The sequence below is a fragment of the Lentzea sp. NPDC006480 genome (genome assembly GCF_040611995.1).
Lineage (GTDB): Bacteria > Actinomycetota > Actinomycetes > Mycobacteriales > Pseudonocardiaceae > Lentzea.
Window position 1 is genome coordinate 37023 of record NZ_JBEXPJ010000022.1, and the last position, 17157, is coordinate 54179.

General features: G+C 68.6%; 18 protein-coding genes. 13 read left to right on the top strand and 5 right to left on the bottom strand.

Annotated elements, in window-relative coordinates:
• Nucleotides 1–12: 12 nt before the first annotated feature.
• On the bottom strand, nucleotides 13–1170 hold the full coding sequence (locus ABZX92_RS11865) for a transposase (RefSeq protein WP_355556970.1): 1158 nt from the start codon (nucleotides 1168–1170) through the stop codon (nucleotides 13–15).
• A 125-nt stretch (nucleotides 1171–1295) separates the two neighbouring features.
• Here ABZX92_RS11865 and ABZX92_RS11870 point away from each other — a divergent pair, with 125 nt between their 5' ends.
• The 9 genes from ABZX92_RS11870 (at nucleotide 1296) to ABZX92_RS11910 (ending at nucleotide 8614) form a co-directional block, all read left to right on the top strand.
• A complete protein-coding gene (locus ABZX92_RS11870) occupies nucleotides 1296–1877 on the top strand; it encodes a DUF4232 domain-containing protein (protein ID WP_355556973.1) in 582 nt (193 codons plus the stop codon).
• Nucleotides 1878–2354: a hypothetical protein gene (locus ABZX92_RS11875; RefSeq protein WP_355556976.1), complete on the top strand. Its 477-nt coding sequence runs from the start codon at nucleotides 1878–1880 to the stop codon at nucleotides 2352–2354.
• A 13-nt stretch (nucleotides 2355–2367) separates the two neighbouring features.
• Nucleotides 2368–2793: a hypothetical protein gene (locus ABZX92_RS11880; RefSeq protein WP_355556979.1), complete on the top strand. Its 426-nt coding sequence runs from the start codon at nucleotides 2368–2370 to the stop codon at nucleotides 2791–2793.
• 240 nt (nucleotides 2794–3033) lie between these two features.
• Entirely contained in the window at nucleotides 3034–3294 is a 261-nt protein-coding gene (locus tag ABZX92_RS11885; RefSeq protein ID WP_030467713.1) for a hypothetical protein, read from the top strand.
• Entirely contained in the window at nucleotides 3294–3545 is a 252-nt protein-coding gene (locus tag ABZX92_RS11890) for a hypothetical protein (RefSeq protein ID WP_355556981.1), read from the top strand. The genes ABZX92_RS11885 and ABZX92_RS11890 overlap by 1 nt, the downstream gene beginning before the upstream one ends.
• Nucleotides 3545–6361 carry an FtsK/SpoIIIE domain-containing protein gene (locus tag ABZX92_RS11895; protein WP_355556984.1) on the top strand — a complete coding sequence of 939 codons (2817 nt, stop codon included), beginning with the start codon at nucleotides 3545–3547 and terminating at the stop codon, nucleotides 6359–6361. The genes ABZX92_RS11890 and ABZX92_RS11895 overlap by 1 nt, the downstream gene beginning before the upstream one ends.
• Nucleotides 6361–6804 carry a hypothetical protein gene (locus ABZX92_RS11900; protein WP_355556987.1) on the top strand — a complete coding sequence of 148 codons (444 nt, stop codon included), beginning with the start codon at nucleotides 6361–6363 and terminating at the stop codon, nucleotides 6802–6804. Before ABZX92_RS11895 ends, ABZX92_RS11900 begins: the two co-directional genes overlap by 1 nt.
• Complete coding sequence (locus tag ABZX92_RS11905) at nucleotides 6805–7518, top strand: GNAT family N-acetyltransferase (protein WP_355556990.1); 714 nt, start codon at nucleotides 6805–6807, stop codon at nucleotides 7516–7518.
• 82 nt (nucleotides 7519–7600) lie between these two features.
• On the top strand, nucleotides 7601–8614 hold the full coding sequence (locus ABZX92_RS11910; protein WP_355556993.1) for an NADP-dependent oxidoreductase: 1014 nt from the start codon (nucleotides 7601–7603) through the stop codon (nucleotides 8612–8614).
• 54 nt (nucleotides 8615–8668) lie between these two features.
• Here ABZX92_RS11910 and ABZX92_RS11915 read toward each other — a convergent pair whose 3' ends face one another.
• Nucleotides 8669–10231, bottom strand: a complete 1563-nt coding sequence (locus tag ABZX92_RS11915; RefSeq protein WP_355556996.1) for an FAD-binding oxidoreductase — start codon at nucleotides 10229–10231, stop codon at nucleotides 8669–8671.
• Between ABZX92_RS11915 and ABZX92_RS11920 the strand changes: the two genes are divergently transcribed.
• Complete coding sequence (locus tag ABZX92_RS11920; RefSeq protein WP_355556999.1) at nucleotides 10230–10805, top strand: TetR/AcrR family transcriptional regulator; 576 nt, start codon at nucleotides 10230–10232, stop codon at nucleotides 10803–10805. The genes ABZX92_RS11915 and ABZX92_RS11920 overlap by 2 nt on opposite strands.
• Nucleotides 10802–12202, top strand: a complete 1401-nt coding sequence (locus ABZX92_RS11925; protein WP_355557002.1) for a glycerol-3-phosphate dehydrogenase/oxidase — start codon at nucleotides 10802–10804, stop codon at nucleotides 12200–12202. The genes ABZX92_RS11920 and ABZX92_RS11925 overlap by 4 nt, the downstream gene beginning before the upstream one ends.
• Nucleotides 12203–12276: 74 nt before the next feature.
• Here ABZX92_RS11925 and ABZX92_RS11930 read toward each other — a convergent pair whose 3' ends face one another.
• Genes ABZX92_RS11930 through ABZX92_RS11940 form a run of 3 tightly spaced genes read right to left on the bottom strand, consistent with a single transcriptional unit; the run spans nucleotide 12277 to nucleotide 14821 of the window.
• The gene (locus ABZX92_RS11930) at nucleotides 12277–14043 is read right to left on the bottom strand and encodes a hypothetical protein (RefSeq protein WP_355557005.1); all 1767 of its coding nucleotides are present in this window, start codon (nucleotides 14041–14043) and stop codon (nucleotides 12277–12279) included.
• Nucleotides 14040–14348, bottom strand: a complete 309-nt coding sequence (locus ABZX92_RS11935; RefSeq protein ID WP_355557008.1) for a hypothetical protein — start codon at nucleotides 14346–14348, stop codon at nucleotides 14040–14042. Before ABZX92_RS11935 ends, ABZX92_RS11930 begins: the two co-directional genes overlap by 4 nt.
• Nucleotides 14349–14368: 20 nt before the next feature.
• A complete protein-coding gene (locus tag ABZX92_RS11940; protein WP_355557010.1) occupies nucleotides 14369–14821 on the bottom strand; it encodes a YbaB/EbfC family nucleoid-associated protein in 453 nt (150 codons plus the stop codon).
• Between the two features lie 129 nt (nucleotides 14822–14950).
• Between ABZX92_RS11940 and ABZX92_RS11945 the strand changes: the two genes are divergently transcribed.
• A complete protein-coding gene (locus tag ABZX92_RS11945) occupies nucleotides 14951–15859 on the top strand; it encodes an ATP-binding cassette domain-containing protein (RefSeq protein WP_355557013.1) in 909 nt (302 codons plus the stop codon).
• Entirely contained in the window at nucleotides 15856–17037 is a 1182-nt protein-coding gene (locus tag ABZX92_RS11950) for an ABC transporter permease (RefSeq protein WP_355557016.1), read from the top strand. The genes ABZX92_RS11945 and ABZX92_RS11950 overlap by 4 nt, the downstream gene beginning before the upstream one ends.
• Nucleotides 17038–17157: the final 120 nt, after the last annotated feature.

Here is a 17157-nt window from a genome sequence, read left to right on the forward strand (position 1 = left end):
TCTACCGGTGACTCAAGCAGCCATCGATACGGGCACGTTGACGAGTGCCCACGCGCGCCGTGCTCGATCACGGATGTTCACGGCGGCGACGACGTCAGCGGGTCCAGCGAGACCGCACCGACGACAGGAGAACGTGTCCCTGGTGGGACGATTCGAGCGAGCTGTGTGTTTGCACCGAGGGCACGTCTGCGAGGTGTAACGGGCGTCCACCAACAGCACTGGCACCCCCACGCGGCGGGCCTTGTAGGCGATGTGCCGTTCGAGCTGATGGAACGGCCACGAGGACTGGGTGGCTCGCTGGTGCCGGTGCAGCCGTACCCGATCGCGGATGCCCCGTAGTTCCTCGAGGGCGATGCCGCGGCCGGTGCGTTGGGCAACAGCCACAATGTCGTTTGCGATGCGGTGATTGACACAGGTGGCGTGACGCGCCTCTTTGCGTGCCCGCTTCTTGAGCAGGCGGTTCGCTGACTTCGTCTGTTTGGCTTGGAGTTCGGCGCGCTTTCGCGCGTGCCAGCGGCGATGGCGGCGCAGTCGGCGGCCTTGGAAGTTGTCCACATCCGAGGTCGTAGCCAGGTTGACGATGCCGCGGTCCACGCCGATCCAGTCCGTGGGCTCGAACACTTCCGGCTCGGGCACCTCACAGGTGGCAATCAGGAACCACATGCCATCGCGAAACAGCAGATCCGACTCGCCACGGCGGTGGGCACGCAGCGTCGCGAGCTGATCGGCCGAGCCAGCGAACCTGATGTCCTTGAGTCGCCCGGCCACGGTCCAGATGGACACCGTGCTCGCGTCGTGGCGCCACGACAGACACCGATCGTCGAACGGCTGCGCCGCCGATGCGCGGAACGCGATCGGCTTCGACTCGGCTTTGACGCGGCGCCGAGACCTCTCGCCGCCGAGAGTCCCCGCGCGGATGCCGCTGTGCAAGGCGGTGTAGGCGTCGACGACCTTCTTCACCACCCTCACCGCGGGCTGCGCCGACAGACCGAACCGCTCCTTGATCTCGCGGTAGCAGAGCTTCTGCAACTCGTTGCGGGATTTCACGTTCCGCTCGTAAGCCACTCGCGACGTGTACTCCGCAGCCGCGTTGCAGGCGCGCAGGGTCATCGCCAGCGCCGCCGCCTGGACGGGCGTCGGCAGCAGCTTCACCTGCACCACGAGCTTCACGAGGATGACCGTATCGAACACGCGTTCGGCCTTGCATCCACGGCCAACCCATCGAGTGAATTACCGGCACGTTGTGTGGCCGAGTTGATATTTGGGCACATCCTTCGGTGGTAGGAGGTGCACCCATGACTCGACGGTTGATCGTGTGCGGACTGCTGGTGCTCGCTGGCGTGACGGCCTGCGGCGACAGAACTTCGGACAACGGCACGCAGACGATGCCGACGTCCACGCCGTCGTCGCCTCCCAGCACCACCGCGGCACCGGCCAACTCGGGCGCCCCCGCACCGGTCGTGAAGCGCTGCGACTCCACCGTGCTGAAGGGCCAGGTCGACCCGACCGACGCCGGCGCGGGCAACCGGTACGGCAAGTTCGTCGTCCAGAACTCCGGCACCACGCCGTGCACGTTGAACGGCTACAGCGGTTTCCAGCTGGAGAACGGTTCCGGCGCGGTGCCGACGAAGCTGGAGCGCAAGGCCGATCCCGGGCCCCAGGCGCTGACGCTGGCGCCGGGTGCGAAGGCCTCCGCGAACCTGCACTGGGGCGTTGTCCCGTCGGGCAACGAACCCGTCGAGGGGCCGTGCCAGCCCGAGCCGTCGAAGGCCGCGGCGATTCCGCCGGACGAGACGGCGCCGCTGACCGTGCCGTGGACGCTCGGCCCCGTGTGTTCGGGTGGCCGGATCGAGATCAGCGCGTTCTACGCTTCCTGAATGAGCGCACCCGGATGGCTCGCCGTGCTGCCGCACGGCGAGCGCATCGCCGTTGCCTTGCGCACCACCGGTGTTCCGGCCGTGGTGACCGAGAACATCGACGCGGCCGTGAAGGCGTCCGAGCTGCCGGTCGTCCTCATTGGACACTTCACGGGCGCACCGGCAGCGGTCCGTTACGCCCAGACGCACGCCAACCTGTCGGCGCTCATCCTCATCTCACCGGTGCTGGGCATGTGGGACGGCGCGTCCGACGAGCTCGCCGACCTGATGGACGAGGTCAACTTCGGCCCGCCGCTGACCACCCTGCCGACGCTCTGGCTGCACGGGAGCGACGACGAGATCGTGCCGATTTCGGACACTCGGGCGGGAACCGACAGGATTCGCGGGGCCGCGTTCGAGGAGCACATCGCCACCGGGCTGCTGACCGACGGGGAGGTCGTCACTCGGGTGCAGGAGTTCGTCCGCCGGGTCGTCTGACACCATTCGCGGCGTGGATGACCTCATCCTGCTGATCACCGTGGTGGTCGAGGCGGCGGACGAGCAACAGGCGCTGGCCGCGTGCGAAGCGCTCATCAGCCGTGCCGGGGGCCAGGTCGTGGACGCCCGTGACTGCTCCGACGAGGAGCCGGGGTGCTGGGCCGTCGTCATCACGCGGCCGAGCCCGGAGAAGGCCACTCACAACGTGTCAGCCGCCCTGGCGCGGACGGTGCGCACCTTCGTGCGCGGGCTGGGTGACGGCTTCCCGACCCCGCGGGTGGCGTGCGAGCCGCCGACCGCCTGGACGGTGCTGGACGACCCCGAGCTGATCAGCGGACTCGTGCCGGGGGCGGAGCGCGTCCTGGTGGAGGCGTGGGCCGGAGATGACCCGTTTGGTGCAGGCACTCCGCGTGACAAGTCACCCGTCAGGCCGTCTTGATTCACCCGCTCGGTCGCCAGGTTTGAACGACAGGGTGTTAGCGGCTTTGTGAGTGTCGCTACACGGGTAGTCAAGGGGCCAGGGCCGCGCCTAACTGATCATTAAATCAAGGCCCGTTCGAGTGGATTCAGGCATCCACCCAGTTAGCCGATCTTCGGTCTCAACTGTGAAAATCACGCCACAATCTCTACTGAGGGTGGTTGTACGACCGCCCTGTTCCGGGAGGGTTCGGGAGCCGACATGGCCAGCATCGAAGAGGTCCGTGCCGCAATTGCCCAGGCGATCGACAAGGCGAGTCAAAGCCAGTCGGCCCTCCAACAGGCGGCTGAGCTCGCCGAGGACGCGCAGCAGCTGCTGACATCGGTCACGCAGGGGTCTGTGCAGGCGGACGTCGAGACGACGAACGCTCAGTTCGCCCAGGTCGTCTCCGGCGTGAGTGAGCTGCAGAACTACCTCGGGGCGGGCATTTCCGGCGCCGAGGGCATCAACAGCAGGCTTTGATGGCATCCATCGCCGAGGTTCGCGCCGCGCTCGAGCAGGCGAGCGAGATCCTGCGTGAGTCGTACCGGAGTGTGCGGTCCGCGCAGGCCGGCCTCGACGAGGCGGTCGCGATCCTCGCCGAGTCGAGCGAGAACCACCACGAGTCGCTGCTTCCACCGGAGTTCGTGCGCGCGAAGGAAAGATTCCCCGATCAGCTGGAGCTGATGGTGGGAACCCTCGAGCGCATCCAACGACTCACCGTGGAGCTGTGATGAGCAGGCGCGACGACCGGCGACGGAGGATCGAGGAAGCCTTCGCGGAGTTCCAGCGCGCTGTTTCGGCCGCGCTGGGCTCCGTGGCGCGCGAGCACCGGGCGCTCGCCACCGAGCACGCGAAGGACATGTTCGAGTTCACGGTGCGCGGCATGGGGGTCGACCAGGCCCTGCGTGACGTCGCCCTGAAGGACGTGACCCCGTTCCTGGTCGTCGACGAGAAGCGCGAGCGCAACCCCCGCCAGGCACCGCTCTCGATGGCCCAGTTCGACGAGCGGCTCGCCCAGATCAAGCACGACTGGCAGCAGTCGTTCCACGACTGGACCGAGACCGGGCCGGACCGGCTGACCGCGCTGGTGAACACGGTCGCGGCCGGGCCGGCGTCGTGGCCGCACGAGTCGTGGCTCGGCACGCCGGGCACGCACGACGGCAGCGAGGGCGTGCCGGAGCTGTGGCGGATCGGCACGGGCGTGGTGACGTCCGCGCCGCAGCCGCAGCCGTTCCCGGTCGCGGTGCCGCTGCTGGACCAGGCACACCTGCACATCTCGTCCACTTCGGACAGTCGCCAGCTCGCGGACACACTGGTGGAGAACCTGTTGCTGCGGGTGCTGTCGCACTTCCAGCCGGGTCTCGTGCACGTCCACGTGTGGGACGTGGGCCAGCTGACCGGGTCGTTGCCGGGCCTGTACCCGTTGACCCGCGCCAACTTGCTGACGGTGCACGACCCGGCGCGGCTGCACGAGCTGCTGGACGAGCTGTCCGAGCACATCCGCCAGGTGCACACGAAGGTTCTGGTCGACGGGCATCTGACCGTGCGTTCGGTCAGCGGTGAGGGCCGGCGCACCGAACCGTGGCGGATCGCCGTGCTGTTCGGCAACCGCAAGGCGTTGAAGGAAGAACACCAGCAGCAGCTGCAACGCGTGGCGCGCAACGGTTTGGCGTGCGGTGTGCAGCTGTTCATCATCGACATCCCGATCACGATCAACTCGCCGGTGGAGACCGTGACGTTGCGCGGCGACGGCACCGCGTTCTGCACGATGACCGGCAAGCACGTGACGGTGACGCTGGACCCGGCACTGCCGCGGACCCTCGTGCCGCGGGCCTGCGCGGCCATCGCGGAGAAGCGCGAGGAACGCCGGACGCGCATGAGCACGTTCGGCGACCTGCTGCCGGAACGCCCGTGGACCGAGAACTCCGCCGCCGGAGTCATTGCGCCCGTTGGGTTCGACGACGGCGAGCCGGTCTGCGTGCAGCTCGGCGACACCTCGCCGCACGCGTTGATCGGTGGTCCGTCGGGGTCCGGCAAGACGAACTTCCTCTACGCGATGCTCGGTTCGTTGTGCGCCCGGTACTCGCCGGACGAGCTGGAGCTGTACCTGCTGGACTTCAAGGAAGGCGTGTCGTTCGCGCAGTTCGCGCCGGGCCGCAAGGACCCGTCGTGGCTGCCGCACGCACGTCTGGTCGGCGTGAACGTCAACACCGACCGCGAGTTCGGCGTGGCACTGCTGCGGTTCCTGTCCGACGAGATGCGCCGGCGGGCCGATGCCGCCAAGCAGCACGAGGTCACGAAGCTCGAACACCTCCGCGCCGAGGACCCGAACGGCCGGTGGCCGCGGATCGTCGCGGTGATCGACGAGTTCCAGTACCTCTTCGGCGAACGCGACCAGGTCACCGCCGCCGCGACGCAGCTCCTCGAAGACGTCGCCCGGCGCGGCCGTTCCCAGGGCATCCACCTGGTGCTGTCCTCGCAGGACGTCTCCGGCATCGAGGGTTTCTGGGGCAAGTCCGCGATCTTCGAGCAGTTCACCGTCCGCATCGCCCTGCCAAAGGCCCGCCGCGTGCTGGCCGAACCGCAGAACGACGCGGCCGTCGAGCTCCCCCGCTGGCACGCGGTGATCAACCACGAGTCGGGCGTCAAGCCGGGCAACGAGATCTGCCGCGTCCCGGACTCGACGTCCAAGGGCACCATGGACTTCCTGCAGAACGAGCTGTGGCGCCGCGAGCCGGGCCAGGCGCCGGGCCTGTTCGACGGCAGCAAGGTCCCGCTGCTCGACGCCCTGCCGGACTTCCTCGATCTGCGCCCCGGCGACGCATCACCTACCGTGCTGCTAGGACAGGTCATCGACGTCGCGGGCAGCGCGGCACGCGTGCGTTTCGCCCGCACCCCGGGCCGCAACATCGCGGTGATCGGCTCCGTGGTCCAGGACGCGGCCGCAGTGCTCGGCGGAGCGGCCGCGTCACTGGGCAGGCAGCACGAGCCGGTCGAAGCGGCGTTCAGCCTGGCCTGCCTGGTCGACGAGGCCATGCCGTCCGCGTTGCATCTGGCAAAACGCCTGAGCACGGACGGCCATGATGCTTCGGTGATCGGCATCGACGGCATCCGCGAGCTGCTGGACCGCACGGCGGCCCGCCTGCAGTCGATCAGCACGGGCACGTCCGACACGCCGCCGAGCCCGCACTACCTGGTGCTCTACGGCGTGGACGCGGCACACACGTTGCTGGAACAGAAAGATCCGACAACGCGATCGTCCGGTTTGGACAGCCTGCGCGCGGTTCTCAAGCACGGCCCGGAGAACCGCACGCACGTGCTGGGCTGGTGGCGCGGCGTCACGAGGCTCAAGGCGAGCCTCCCACCGGGTGTCTACGACGACATCGGCGCCTGGGTGGCGTTCGACGTCCAGGGCAAGGAACTGCTGTCGCTCGGCCCCGAACAGGTCATGGCCTGGTCCCCACGACCACGCCGAGGCCTGTTCTTCGACCGGTTCGAGCACTCGCGACCGCAGGTGATCATCCCGTTCGACACAGGAGAAGCGTGATGAACCCGATGATGACGACCATGTTCGAGTCGGTCCCGTCGCAGCGCCAGAGCGAGGAGGTGATCGAGGTGCCGACGTTGTCCGCTGTTGAGCGCTACAAGGAGATCATCGCCATCGCCACGGACGCCGCCGCCCGCCAGCGCAAGCTGGACGAGGTCCGCTGCGCCGAACTGGCAAAGCGAATCGTGGCCACCCAGCAGGAGATCGCCGAGGTCCGCGACCGCGAGAGGGTCGTCCGCATGGGCGCCGCCCTGCACTGGGAGCAGGCCGTCGAACAGCTCTGGAACGAACGCTGGCTCCAGATGGTCACGCCCCCACAGCCCGACGAGTCGGTCCCGCAGCGCCCCCAAGGCGAGTACAACCGCGCCATGGACCTCGCCTACCAGGCCCTGGAGGACTCGCTCGCCAAGCGAACCCTGTTGCGCCGCAAGCAGAAGGACTGAGTGCGCCGCTTACGCACCACCGCCGACGTCCAGGACGCCTCCTCCGACCCGCTGGTCCGCTGGGCGTCCCAGGCCCTGTCGGCGGGAGGTGCCGCCTGGGAACACAAGGGCGCCGTAGCCGTCCACGCCCCGTCCCTCACCCGGCGCCGCCGCCTGGTCTTGTCCGGCCCGGCGGAGGGCGTCGCGTCACTGCTCGCCGCCCACGGCCGAGGCGTCGAGTTGCGCCCACTCCTGGAACGCCCTTTAGCCGCCGAAGTCGCCTCTCTGATGCCCACCCCGTGGGTCGAGGACAAGCCCTTCGGCTGGATGGACCGCTCAGGCAAGTTGGACCTGCCACCCGACGTCTCCTGGCTACCGCACCTGGACGACGTCCCACCCCTGCTCCGCGCGGCCAACCCGGACTCCTGGGCCTGGCCGGGCGAACACGGCGTCCACCGCTGGGCAGGCGTCCGCGTGGACGATCAGCTGGTCGCCACCGCAGCCGAAGCCTGGTGCTCACCCGACGTCGGCTTCATGATGGGCGTCGCCGTCCACCCCTCCCACACGGGCCAGGGCCTGGGCCACCGCGTCTGCCAGTTCGTAACCTCTTCCCTGCTCACCCTCTACGGCACCTGCGCCCTCTTCGTGGAGAACTACAACGCCCCGGCCATCGCGCTCTACCGCAAGCTCGGCTTCGCCTATCGAGACATCGTGACCCTTCTTCCTGCGGCGTAGCTCACATCCCGGAACACTCCTCAACAGAGCACTGTTGAACCGGATAACTGATCCGCAATTCCAGGATGGAGATGGTTCGACCATGACCAGCACCGCACTCGAAGTCCGCCTCGCCTCCCGCCCCACGGGCTGGCCGACCGAGGACAACTTCGAGATCGTCGAGGTCGACATCCCAACCCCGGCCGAGGGCCAGATCCTCGTCCGCAACGTCGTCATGAGCGTCGACCCGTACATGCGCGGCCGCATGAACGACGTCAAGTCCTACGTACCGCCCTTCCAGGTGGGCCAGCCCCTCGAAGGCGGCGCGGTCGGCGAAATCGTCGCCGTCGGCTCCGGTGTCGAGGGTCTCGCGATGGGCGACAACGTTCTCCACGGCCTGGGCTGGCGCGAGTACGCCGTCCTGGACGCCAAGCACTCCGTCAAGGTCGACCCGACCATCGCCCCGCTGAGCGCCTACCTGGGCGTCCTGGGCATGCCGGGCCTCACCGCCTACGCCGGCCTCCTCGCCACCGCGGAGTTCAAGCCGGGCGACGCCGTCTTCGTCTCCGGCGCAGCAGGCGCCGTGGGCCAGCTCGTGGGCCAGATCGCCCGCCTCAAGGGCGCCTCCCGGGTCATCGGCTCCGCCGGCTCCCCGGAGAAGGTCAAGTACCTCACCGAGGAACTGGGCTTCGACGCCGCCTTCAACTACAAGGACGGCCCGGTCTCCGAGCAGCTCGCAGCCGCCGCCCCCAACGGCATCGACGTCTACTTCGACAACGTGGGCGGCGAGCACCTTGAGGCAGCCATCGACTCCCTGAACATCAACGGCCGAATCACCATGTGCGGCGCCATCTCCCAGTACAACGCCGACAAGAAGCCCACCGGCCCGAGCAACATGATCCAGATCCTCGCCAAGCGCCTCACCCTGCGCGGCATGCTCGTGGGCGACCACAAGGCCCTGCAGCAGCAGTTCGTCCAGGAAGTCGGCGCCTGGATCGCCTCCGGCGAACTGAAGTACTCCGAGACCACCATCGAAGGCGGCGCCCGGAAGGCCCCCGCAGCCTTCCTCGGCCTGCTGCGCGGCGAGAACACCGGCAAGATGCTGGTCCAGTTCTGAGCTGATCCGACCGCACGCGGGGAGCCTTCGAGCACGAAGGCTCCCCGCCGTTCGCTAAACCAGCTTGCCCGGGTTCAAGATGCCGGTCGGGTCCAGCTGGGCCTTCACGGCCCGCAGCACGTCCACGCCGATCGACCCGATCTCGTTCTCCAGCCACGGCTGATGATCGCGGCCCACCGCGTGGTGGTGCGTGATCGTGCCGAGCCGCGAGATGGCGTCCGACGCGGCGACCTTGGCCCGTTCCCACTGACCTACCGGGTCCGTGAGATCCCGCGGCACCAGCACGGTGAAGTACAGCGAAGCCCCGGTCTCGTAGGCGTGCGAGATGTGGCACATGACCACCGGGGCGCCCAGTTCTCCCGCCAGGGCGGACCGCACGGCCTCCCGCATCTCGGAAACACGGGACCAGTGCGTGGCAGTCTCCAACGTCTCCACGCAGACACCGGCATCCAGCAGAGCATCACGCTGACGCGGCCCGTTGAACCGCCCGTGCAGCCAGGACGCCCCCATCGCGCGCCCCAAACGCACAACCTTCTTGCCGCTCAACGCGCTCATCGTGGCGGACCGAGACCGGCACTCCCACCCGAGAATCACCAGACAAGGCTGCTTGATCCCGCGCAACCGCAGGTACTTCCTGACGGGAGCAGCCTTGGCACCGGCCAGCTCCAGAGCGACCTCGGTCTCGTCCACATCGGACAGCCGGGTGACGTCGGCGAGCACGCCGTCCTGAGCCAGTGTCCGCACCAGGTCGACGCCGGCCTCCCAGCCGTCGACGACGAAACCCTCGTAACGGGCACCGTAGGGCTTGGGCCGCACCCGCACGGACACCTCGGTGATCACCCCGAACAGTCCTTCGCTACCCAGCACCAACTGCTTGAGGTCCGGCCCCGCAGCAGAAGCCGGCGCAGCCCCCACCACCCACTCGCCCACCGGCGTGGCCATCCGCACGGACTCGACCATGTCCTCGAAACGGCCGTAGCCGGAGGACGCCTGCCCAGCAGACCGAGTGGCCGCGAACCCACCGATCGTGGCCCTCTCGAACGACTGCGGCACATGCCCGAGCGTGAACCCGTGCTCCCCCAGCAACCGCTCAGCCTCAGGCCCGGTCAACCCGGCCTGCAACACAGCCACGCGCGACACCGGATCGACGGACACCAGCGAGCCCAGCCCAGCCAGATCCAAAGCGATCACGGCGGACTTGGAGCCGCGCAAGGCTTCCACCCCGCCGACCACGGACGTCCCGCCACCGAACGGCACCACAGCGACGTCGTGCTCAACGCAGACCTTCAACACCTCGACGACCTCGTCAGGCGTGGCGGGTTGCACGACGGCGTCCGGCACCGCGGGAGTGCCGTGCCCGCGATGGCGCAACAGGTCCAGGTAGGACAACCCACCGGACCGCCCCAGGCGATCCACGGCGTCGACCGACACCGTGCACACAGCCTCCAACGCCGTGAAGGCGTCAGCGGACAGAGCCGACTCAGGTGCCACGAGAGGCACCTCGTCGAACGGTTCACCCAGCCCGACCCGCTGGCTCAACCAAGCCAGCGCGTGCGGCGGCAACGGCACAGTTTCAGTGGTCCAACGAGCCCGAGTCACTGCTACAGTGTTACACATGACGTCTCAACGTCACACCCAAGACGCGCTGCTCGACGCGACCCGTGAGTGTGTTCTGGAGGTGGGCGTACGCCGAACCACCCTCACTGACGTGGCAAAACGCGCCAACGTGAGCCGAATGACCCTCTACCGGCGCTACCCGGACGTGGACCACCTGGTCCGCGCCCTGATGACCAGAGAGTTCGCCGCGCTCCTGGAGCAAGTGGAACAAGCCACCACCAAGGGCACCGCGAGAGAACAGCTCGTAAGCAGGGCCGTGGAGGCGATCAAAGCCCTCTCCGACAACCCGCTCATGCAGCGAGTCCTCCAGCTCGACGCCGAGCTGATGCTCCCGTACCTCACCGACCGCCTGGGCAGCACTCAGCGCCTGGTGGAGCAGTTCCTGATCGGACAGGTCGAAGCCGGCCACCACGACGGCTCGATCCGGTTCGGCGACGCGAAAACGCAAGCGCGCGTGGTGCTGCTGACCACGCAGTCGATGGTCCTCTCCACGAAGCCCGCCACGTCCGGGCTCGACTTCACCTCGCTGCTGGACGAGTTGGCCAAGCAGCTGGACGGAGCTCTGCGACCGTGAACACGTCCCAAAGAACATCACTGAACGCCACCCGCCGCGCGCAAGACCTCCAGGCGGCACAGGAAGAAGTCGCCGACCTCCTGGTGATCGGCGGCGGCGTCACGGGCACGGGTGTCGCGCTCGACGCGGCGTCCCGGGGCCTCAAGACCGTGCTCCTGGAGGCGCACGACCTGGCGTTCGGGACGTCGCGCTGGTCCAGCAAGCTCGTCCACGGCGGCCTGCGCTACCTCGCGAAGGGCGACGTGAAGCTCGCCCACGAGAGCGCGGTCGAGCGCGGCATCCTGATGACCAGGACCGCGCCGCACCTCACCCGCACGCTGCCGATGCTGTTCCCGTTGCACGCCAAGGCGAACAACTTCGTCATGGCCGGCCTCAAGGCGGGCAACGCACTGCGCATCACCGCCGGCACGCCCGCCAGCGTCCTCCCGCGCCCGCGCCGGGTCCCGAAACACGAAGCACTCGCGCTGGTTCCCGGCCTCGACCCGGCCGGCCTCACCGGCGGCCTCCTCAACTACGACGGCCAGCTGGTCGACGACGCCCGCCTCGTGGTCGCCCTCGCCCGCACGGCCGCGGGGTACGGCGCACGAATCATCACCCGCGCCAAAGTCCTGACGCTGCAAGGCGACGGCGCCGAAGCCCAGGACACGCTCACCGGCACCACCTTCAGCATCAGGGCCAAAGCGGTGATCAACGCTACGGGTGTCTGGGCAGGCACGCTCGCGCCGGTGAGCCTCCGCCCGTCCCGCGGCTCACACCTGGTCGTCGACGCGAAAACCGTTGGCCTGAGCGGAACAGCGCTCACGATCCCGGTACCAGGCGAACGCAACCGCTACGCACTCCTGCTCCCCCAGGCGAACGGCCGAGCGTACCTCGGCCTCACCGACGAGCCGGTCGACGAGATCCCGGACGTGCCACAGGTGCCGGAGTCCGATGTGGACTTCCTGCTCGACACTGCTTCCGGTGTCCTGCAACGAAAGCTGACCAGACATGACGTCATCGGCAGCTACGCCGGCCTGCGCCCGTTGCTCGAAGCCGAGGGCCAGACCGCGGACCTGTCCCGCCATCACGCCGTGCTCAGGGCCCCGAACGGCGTGATCACCATCGTCGGCGGCAAGCTCACCACGTACCGCAAGATGGCCGCGGACGCGGTCGACGCCACGCACCTGACGCAGATCCCCTGCCGCACCAAGGACATCCGCCTGGTCGACGACAAACCGCACCCGACCACGCCGATCGCGCCGGGCGTCACCGAGGCCGACGTCGTCCACGCGATCCAGCACGAGGGCGCGCTCGACATCGACGACATCCTCGACCGCCGCACCCGAATCGGCCTGGTACCGGCGGACCGCGAAAAGGCAGCGCCGGAGATCGCGAAACTCCTCGCCGCCGTCGTATAGCGAAAGGGCGTCTGCAAGTACCGCCAACACGAGGTCGGTAGTACTTGCAGACGCCCTCAGCGCAAGAACTCAGCTCATTCGCCGATGACCGGCTTCGCGGCCTTGGGCGGGTCGACCAGGGCCTCGCCCTCCAGCCGCACCTTCCGCTTGTGCTCGCTGTTGCCGCCCTGCTGACCGCCGGCACCCGCGCCGGCGCCCATGCCGCCCATCATGCCGCCGCCGGCACCACCACCGGCGCCGCCACCAGGACCGTGGGCACCGCCGCCACCGGCCGCGGCAGCACCGTGCGCACCACCGGCGGACATGACACCGGCCGCGCCACCGAACTGCGTCGCCGAGGTACCACCGGCGCCGCCACCACCGGCCGGGCCGCCGCCGAGGCCGGCGGGCATGCCGCCACCGCCACCGCCGCCGCCCTTGGGGATGCCGCCGCCCCCGCCACCACCGCCGCCACCACCGGCAACAGCCGTCGCGGCGTGGTCAGTGGTCGTCGGGCGGTACCAGTCGGCGTGCGTCGTGGTCGGCGTGGCGCCGAACGACGGAGGCGTGGTCACGCCACCGGCCGTGGTGGTCTTGTCGGCCTCCCAGTGACCGGGAACCCAATGGCCTCCCTGACCGGAGCCGGTACCGGGGCCACCGGGAACACCAGGGCCACCGGGAACACCCACACCGCCGGGCGGGATGTAGCCACCACCACCGCCTGGGGGCCGGTGGTGATCGGCGTCGGTGTGCCCGCTGCCGGGAAGGTGGTGGTCGGCGTCCGTGTGACCGGGAGGCAGACCCACGCCACCCGCACCACCGCCGGCGCCACCGCGCACCGGGGTGGGTGGGGTGTAGGAACCGCCGCCGCCACCCGCGTTACCGCTCCAGCCTGGCTGGTAGTCACCGGGGTTGCCGCCGGCGACCGGGTCGAACGGCCTGACCTGGCCGCCGGACGAGCTCAGGCCGCCGCCCTGGTACGCACCCGCGCCGCTGGTGTACGTCCCACCCGCGCCCGCGTGAGCCTGGTTCTGGTGGGCGCTGTCGATACCGCCGAAGCCACCCGAGGTCGGCCTGCTGATGCCGCCCGCGCTGCCTCCACCGGCCTTCTGCGCCATCGACGAGATCGCGTCGATGATCTGCTCGGCCATCTTGGCGATCTGCGAGACCGACTTGACCAGATCCATCAGCTTCTTGACCGAGCCGAGCAGCTTCTGGATGAAGTCCGCCAGCTTCTTCGCGTACTTGACCGCGGTCGTGACGATGTCCGCGATCGCGCCCGCGATGGCCGCGCCGAAGGTGAGGATCGACGCCGCCAGCCACTGGATGATCTTCATGACCATGTCGGCGACGGCCTGGCTGATCAGGTCCATGATCTGCTTGCGGACCTCGGCGACGAGCTTGCCCGCGCCCTCGACCGCCGCGGCGATGCCGTGGGTGGCCTTGGAGAGCGACTCCATGCCGTCGGCGTGCTTCTTGGCCGCCGAGCGGTAGGCGTCGGCCGCCTTGCCCTGCCACTCACGGGTCTGCGAGACGCAGATGCGTTCGTACTCGGTCGCGATCTCCTGCACCTGCTGGCCGGCCGACCGGTAGGTACCCGCCATCCGGGAGATCGACTCCGGGCTGCCGAGCAGCGCGTCGAACGGCTCGCGCAGGAAGTCGACGTGCTGGATCGCCCAGCTGAAGCCCGCGGCGAGGAAGCCGCTCAGCGGGTTGCCGGACATGCCGATCATGCCCATGGCCGTGTTGGCCATGCCCAGACCCGCGTTGACCCAGTCGCCGCGTTCGATGGACGAGTAGGTGTTCGAGATGCTGCTGATCAGCTGCTGAGGGTTCGTGCCCTGAGACGACTGCGTGGTCATCCTCGACCTCCGTTGAAGCCGAACATGTTGTCGAGGTCGACCTGCTCGTACTGCTCGACCGTCTCCTTGAGCCCGGTCGCCATGTCCATCAGCGAGTTCGTGGCCTTGCCGAGCACGTCCTGCCCGAATCCGGCCTTCTCCAGGATGAACTGGGCCAGGAAGCCGCAGATGACGCCGAAGGCCTCGGTGGTGAGCGAGCCCGGGTCGCACGTGTCGGTGGCCTTGCGCAACCGGTCGGTGAGCCGGTCCACGGCCGCGGCGTGGTGTCTCAGCTCGTCGAGATCGATGTTGAAGTGCTGCTGCATGCTCTAACCCCCTCCTGCACTCAGGCCATGACGTCGGGCGGGTTGGTGAAGTACTCGTCGTCGGGCCGAAGGTCCTTGCGCTCCAACTCCGACTTCGGTTCTTCCTCGTCGGTTCCGTCGCCCGCGTATCCGTTCGGCATCTGCGCCTTCACGAAGTCGAGCGCCGGGCTCTCGCCGACGAACTCACCCATGATCTGCACGACGCGGCCCGATGCCTCACGCTGTGCGTTGGTGGAGGCGGCGAGCACGGCCGCGGCGATCTCGCTGGGGTCCATGCCGCGAGCCTCTGGCTTGATCTGCAGGTCTGTCAGCACCCCCGTGGCGTTGACAGTCACCGTGATCAGGCCGTCCGGCGAGCTTGCGCTCCCACCTACACCGCCGAGCTGGCCGACAGCCTGCTCAGCCTGCTGCTTCGCCTGCTCGATCTTGGCCCCGTACGTCTTGAGCCACTGATCGGGGTCGATGGTCTCCATGGTCACCCCCGTTGAGTGAATTGGTCGTTCGTTCGATTCGCCGTAGACGCCCGTATCGTTTCACTCGTTCCCTGCTCACCGATACTTTGAGTCCGATTACCGCCATCCGGGCTAACGAAGGGGTGCACCGTGCCTGAGGGGGTGCTGGAGATCGACCGGATCTCCAAGCGCTACGGGGAGGTCGTCGCCCTGCGGGACATGTCCTTCGACGTTCGCGCGGGCGAGCTCTTCGGTTTTGTCGGCAGCAACGGCGCCGGGAAGACCACGGCCATGCGGATCGCGCTGGGCGTGCTCGTCGCCGACTCCGGAGAGGTGCGGTGGAACGGAAGAGCAGTCGACCTGGACACCCGCCGCCGGATCGGGTACATGCCGGAGGAGCGAGGTCTCTACCCGCGCATGAAGGTGCTCGACCAGCTGGTCTACCTCGCGGAGCTGCACGGCATGAGCACCAACGAGGCCCACACGAGCGCGGAGAACTGGATCGCGCGGCTGGGCCTGCGCGACCGCCGCACGGACGAGGTGCAACGGCTGTCGCTGGGCAACCAGCAACGCGTGCAGCTCGCCGCCGCCCTGGTGCACGAGCCCGACGTGCTGGTGCTCGACGAGCCGTTCTCCGGCCTCGACCCGGTCGCGGTGGACGTGATGAGCCAGGTGCTGCGCGAGAAGGCGGCCGCCGGCGTGCCGGTGGTGTTCTCCAGCCACCAGCTCGACCTGGTGGAACGGCTGTGCGACCGGGTCGGCATCATCAGCGCCGGTTCGATGGTCGCGAGCGGAACGGTGGATGAGCTCCGCTCCGGCGGAGTGCCGCGACTGGTGGTTGAGTCGCCAACGACCGACTGGACTGTCACGCTGGACGGCGTGCGGGTGATCGAGAAGAACGGGACGCGCTGCGTGCTTGAGCTGGCATCCGGCGTCGACGACCAGACCGTCCTGCACGCCGCCCTCGCCGCCGGTCCCGTGCACGAGTTCTCCCGCCAGCGGCCCTCGCTGACCGAGCTGTTCCGCAACGTCGTGACCACTGAGGGCAGGAGCGCATGACGTCGGCCCGAGCGGTCTCGTTGGTGGCCAAGCGCGAGTTCGTCACGAAGGTGCGCACCAGGTCGTTCCTGATCGGCACGGCGGTGATCATCGCCGTGCTCGCCGGGTACGTGGTGCTGCAGTCGGTGCTGTTCGACGACCAGCAGCGCAGCGTCGTCGGGTTCTCCGGCCAGGCGACGCAGCTCGCGGACCCGTTGCGGGAGAAGGCTCGCGCGTTCGGCATCGACGTCGAGACGCGCGACGTCACGACGATGGGCGACGCCGAGCAGCAGGTGCGCGACGGCTCGCTGGACGCGCTCGTCACCGGTGCGCCACCGGAGCTGAAGATGATCGTCAAGGGCTCCGGCGACGAGGTGCTGACGACCGCCCTGAACGACGTGCTGCGCCAGCAGGTGCTGATCGCGCAGCTCGCCGAGACCGGCAAGACCCCGCAGCAGGTCGCGGAGAGCCTGGCCGACGTCAACGTGGCGGTGACCGCACTTGAACCCGTTGACCCGCAACGAGGTCAGCGCCTCGCGATCGGGTTGATCGTGGCCGCGCTGCTGTACTACTCGCTGCTGGTCTACGGCACGATGGTCGCCCAGGGCGTGGTCGAGGAGAAGTCCAGCCGCGTCGTCGAGATCCTGCTCGCGACCGTCCGCCCGTGGCAGTTGTTGCTGGGCAAGGTGATCGGGCTCGGCGCGGTCGGCCTGTTGCAGCTCCTGGTGATCTCCACGATCGGGCTGGGGCTGTCGTCCGCGTTCGACGTGATCGACGTGGGAGCTCTGGGCGGCACCGCCTTGCTGACCGGTGTGTTGTGGTACCTGCTCGGCTTCTTCTTGTACGCCACGGTGTTCGCGGCGGCCGCTTCTCTGGTGTCGCGGCAGGAGGAACTGCAGTCGGTGCTGACACCGATCAGCATGACGATCATCGTGGCGTTCGTGGCCGGCATCAACCTGATGATCGGCAGTCCGTCCGGCCCGACCGTGACGGTGCTGTCGTTGCTGCCGCCGTTCGCGCCGATCCTGATGCCGGGCAGGATGGCACTGGGCGTCGCGCCGGCCTGGCAGGTGCTGCTGGCCGTGGTGCTGGCCCTGGCGGCCATCGCGGCGATCACGTGGCTGGGCGGCAAGGTCTACGCGAACGCGGTGCTCCGGACGGGCGCTCGCGTGAAGCTGCGGGAAGCGTTGAAGATCTAGTGCGTTCGGAGCGAAAGGCACGTTCGTGCGAACTGGCCGTACCAGCGCGCCTTTCGCTCCACAACAACAGAGCCGGCGGGTTTCTGGCGCAGAGCCGGGCCGCGGCGACCTACGCCCAGC

Bases quoted from the DNA above. Each gene is read 5' to 3' on its own strand.
- ABZX92_RS11870 (WP_355556973.1), top strand. From the start codon at position 1,296: ATGACTCGACGGTTGATCGTGTGCGGACTGCTGGTGCTCGCTGGCGTG.
- ABZX92_RS11875 (WP_355556976.1), top strand. From the start codon at position 1,878: ATGAGCGCACCCGGATGGCTCGCCGTGCTGCCGCACGGCGAGCGCATC.
- ABZX92_RS11885 (WP_030467713.1), top strand. From the start codon at position 3,034: ATGGCCAGCATCGAAGAGGTCCGTGCCGCAATTGCCCAGGCGATCGAC.
- ABZX92_RS11890 (WP_355556981.1), top strand. From the start codon at position 3,294: ATGGCATCCATCGCCGAGGTTCGCGCCGCGCTCGAGCAGGCGAGCGAG.
- ABZX92_RS11895 (WP_355556984.1), top strand. From the start codon at position 3,545: ATGAGCAGGCGCGACGACCGGCGACGGAGGATCGAGGAAGCCTTCGCG.
- ABZX92_RS11900 (WP_355556987.1), top strand. From the start codon at position 6,361: ATGAACCCGATGATGACGACCATGTTCGAGTCGGTCCCGTCGCAGCGC.
- ABZX92_RS11910 (WP_355556993.1), top strand. From the start codon at position 7,601: ATGACCAGCACCGCACTCGAAGTCCGCCTCGCCTCCCGCCCCACGGGC.
- ABZX92_RS11920 (WP_355556999.1), top strand. From the start codon at position 10,230: ATGACGTCTCAACGTCACACCCAAGACGCGCTGCTCGACGCGACCCGT.
- ABZX92_RS11915 (WP_355556996.1), bottom strand. From the start codon at position 10,231: ATGTGTAACACTGTAGCAGTGACTCGGGCTCGTTGGACCACTGAAACT.
- ABZX92_RS11930 (WP_355557005.1), bottom strand. From the start codon at position 14,043: ATGACCACGCAGTCGTCTCAGGGCACGAACCCTCAGCAGCTGATCAGC.
- ABZX92_RS11935 (WP_355557008.1), bottom strand. From the start codon at position 14,348: ATGCAGCAGCACTTCAACATCGATCTCGACGAGCTGAGACACCACGCC.
- ABZX92_RS11940 (WP_355557010.1), bottom strand. From the start codon at position 14,821: ATGGAGACCATCGACCCCGATCAGTGGCTCAAGACGTACGGGGCCAAG.
- ABZX92_RS11950 (WP_355557016.1), top strand. From the start codon at position 15,856: ATGACGTCGGCCCGAGCGGTCTCGTTGGTGGCCAAGCGCGAGTTCGTC.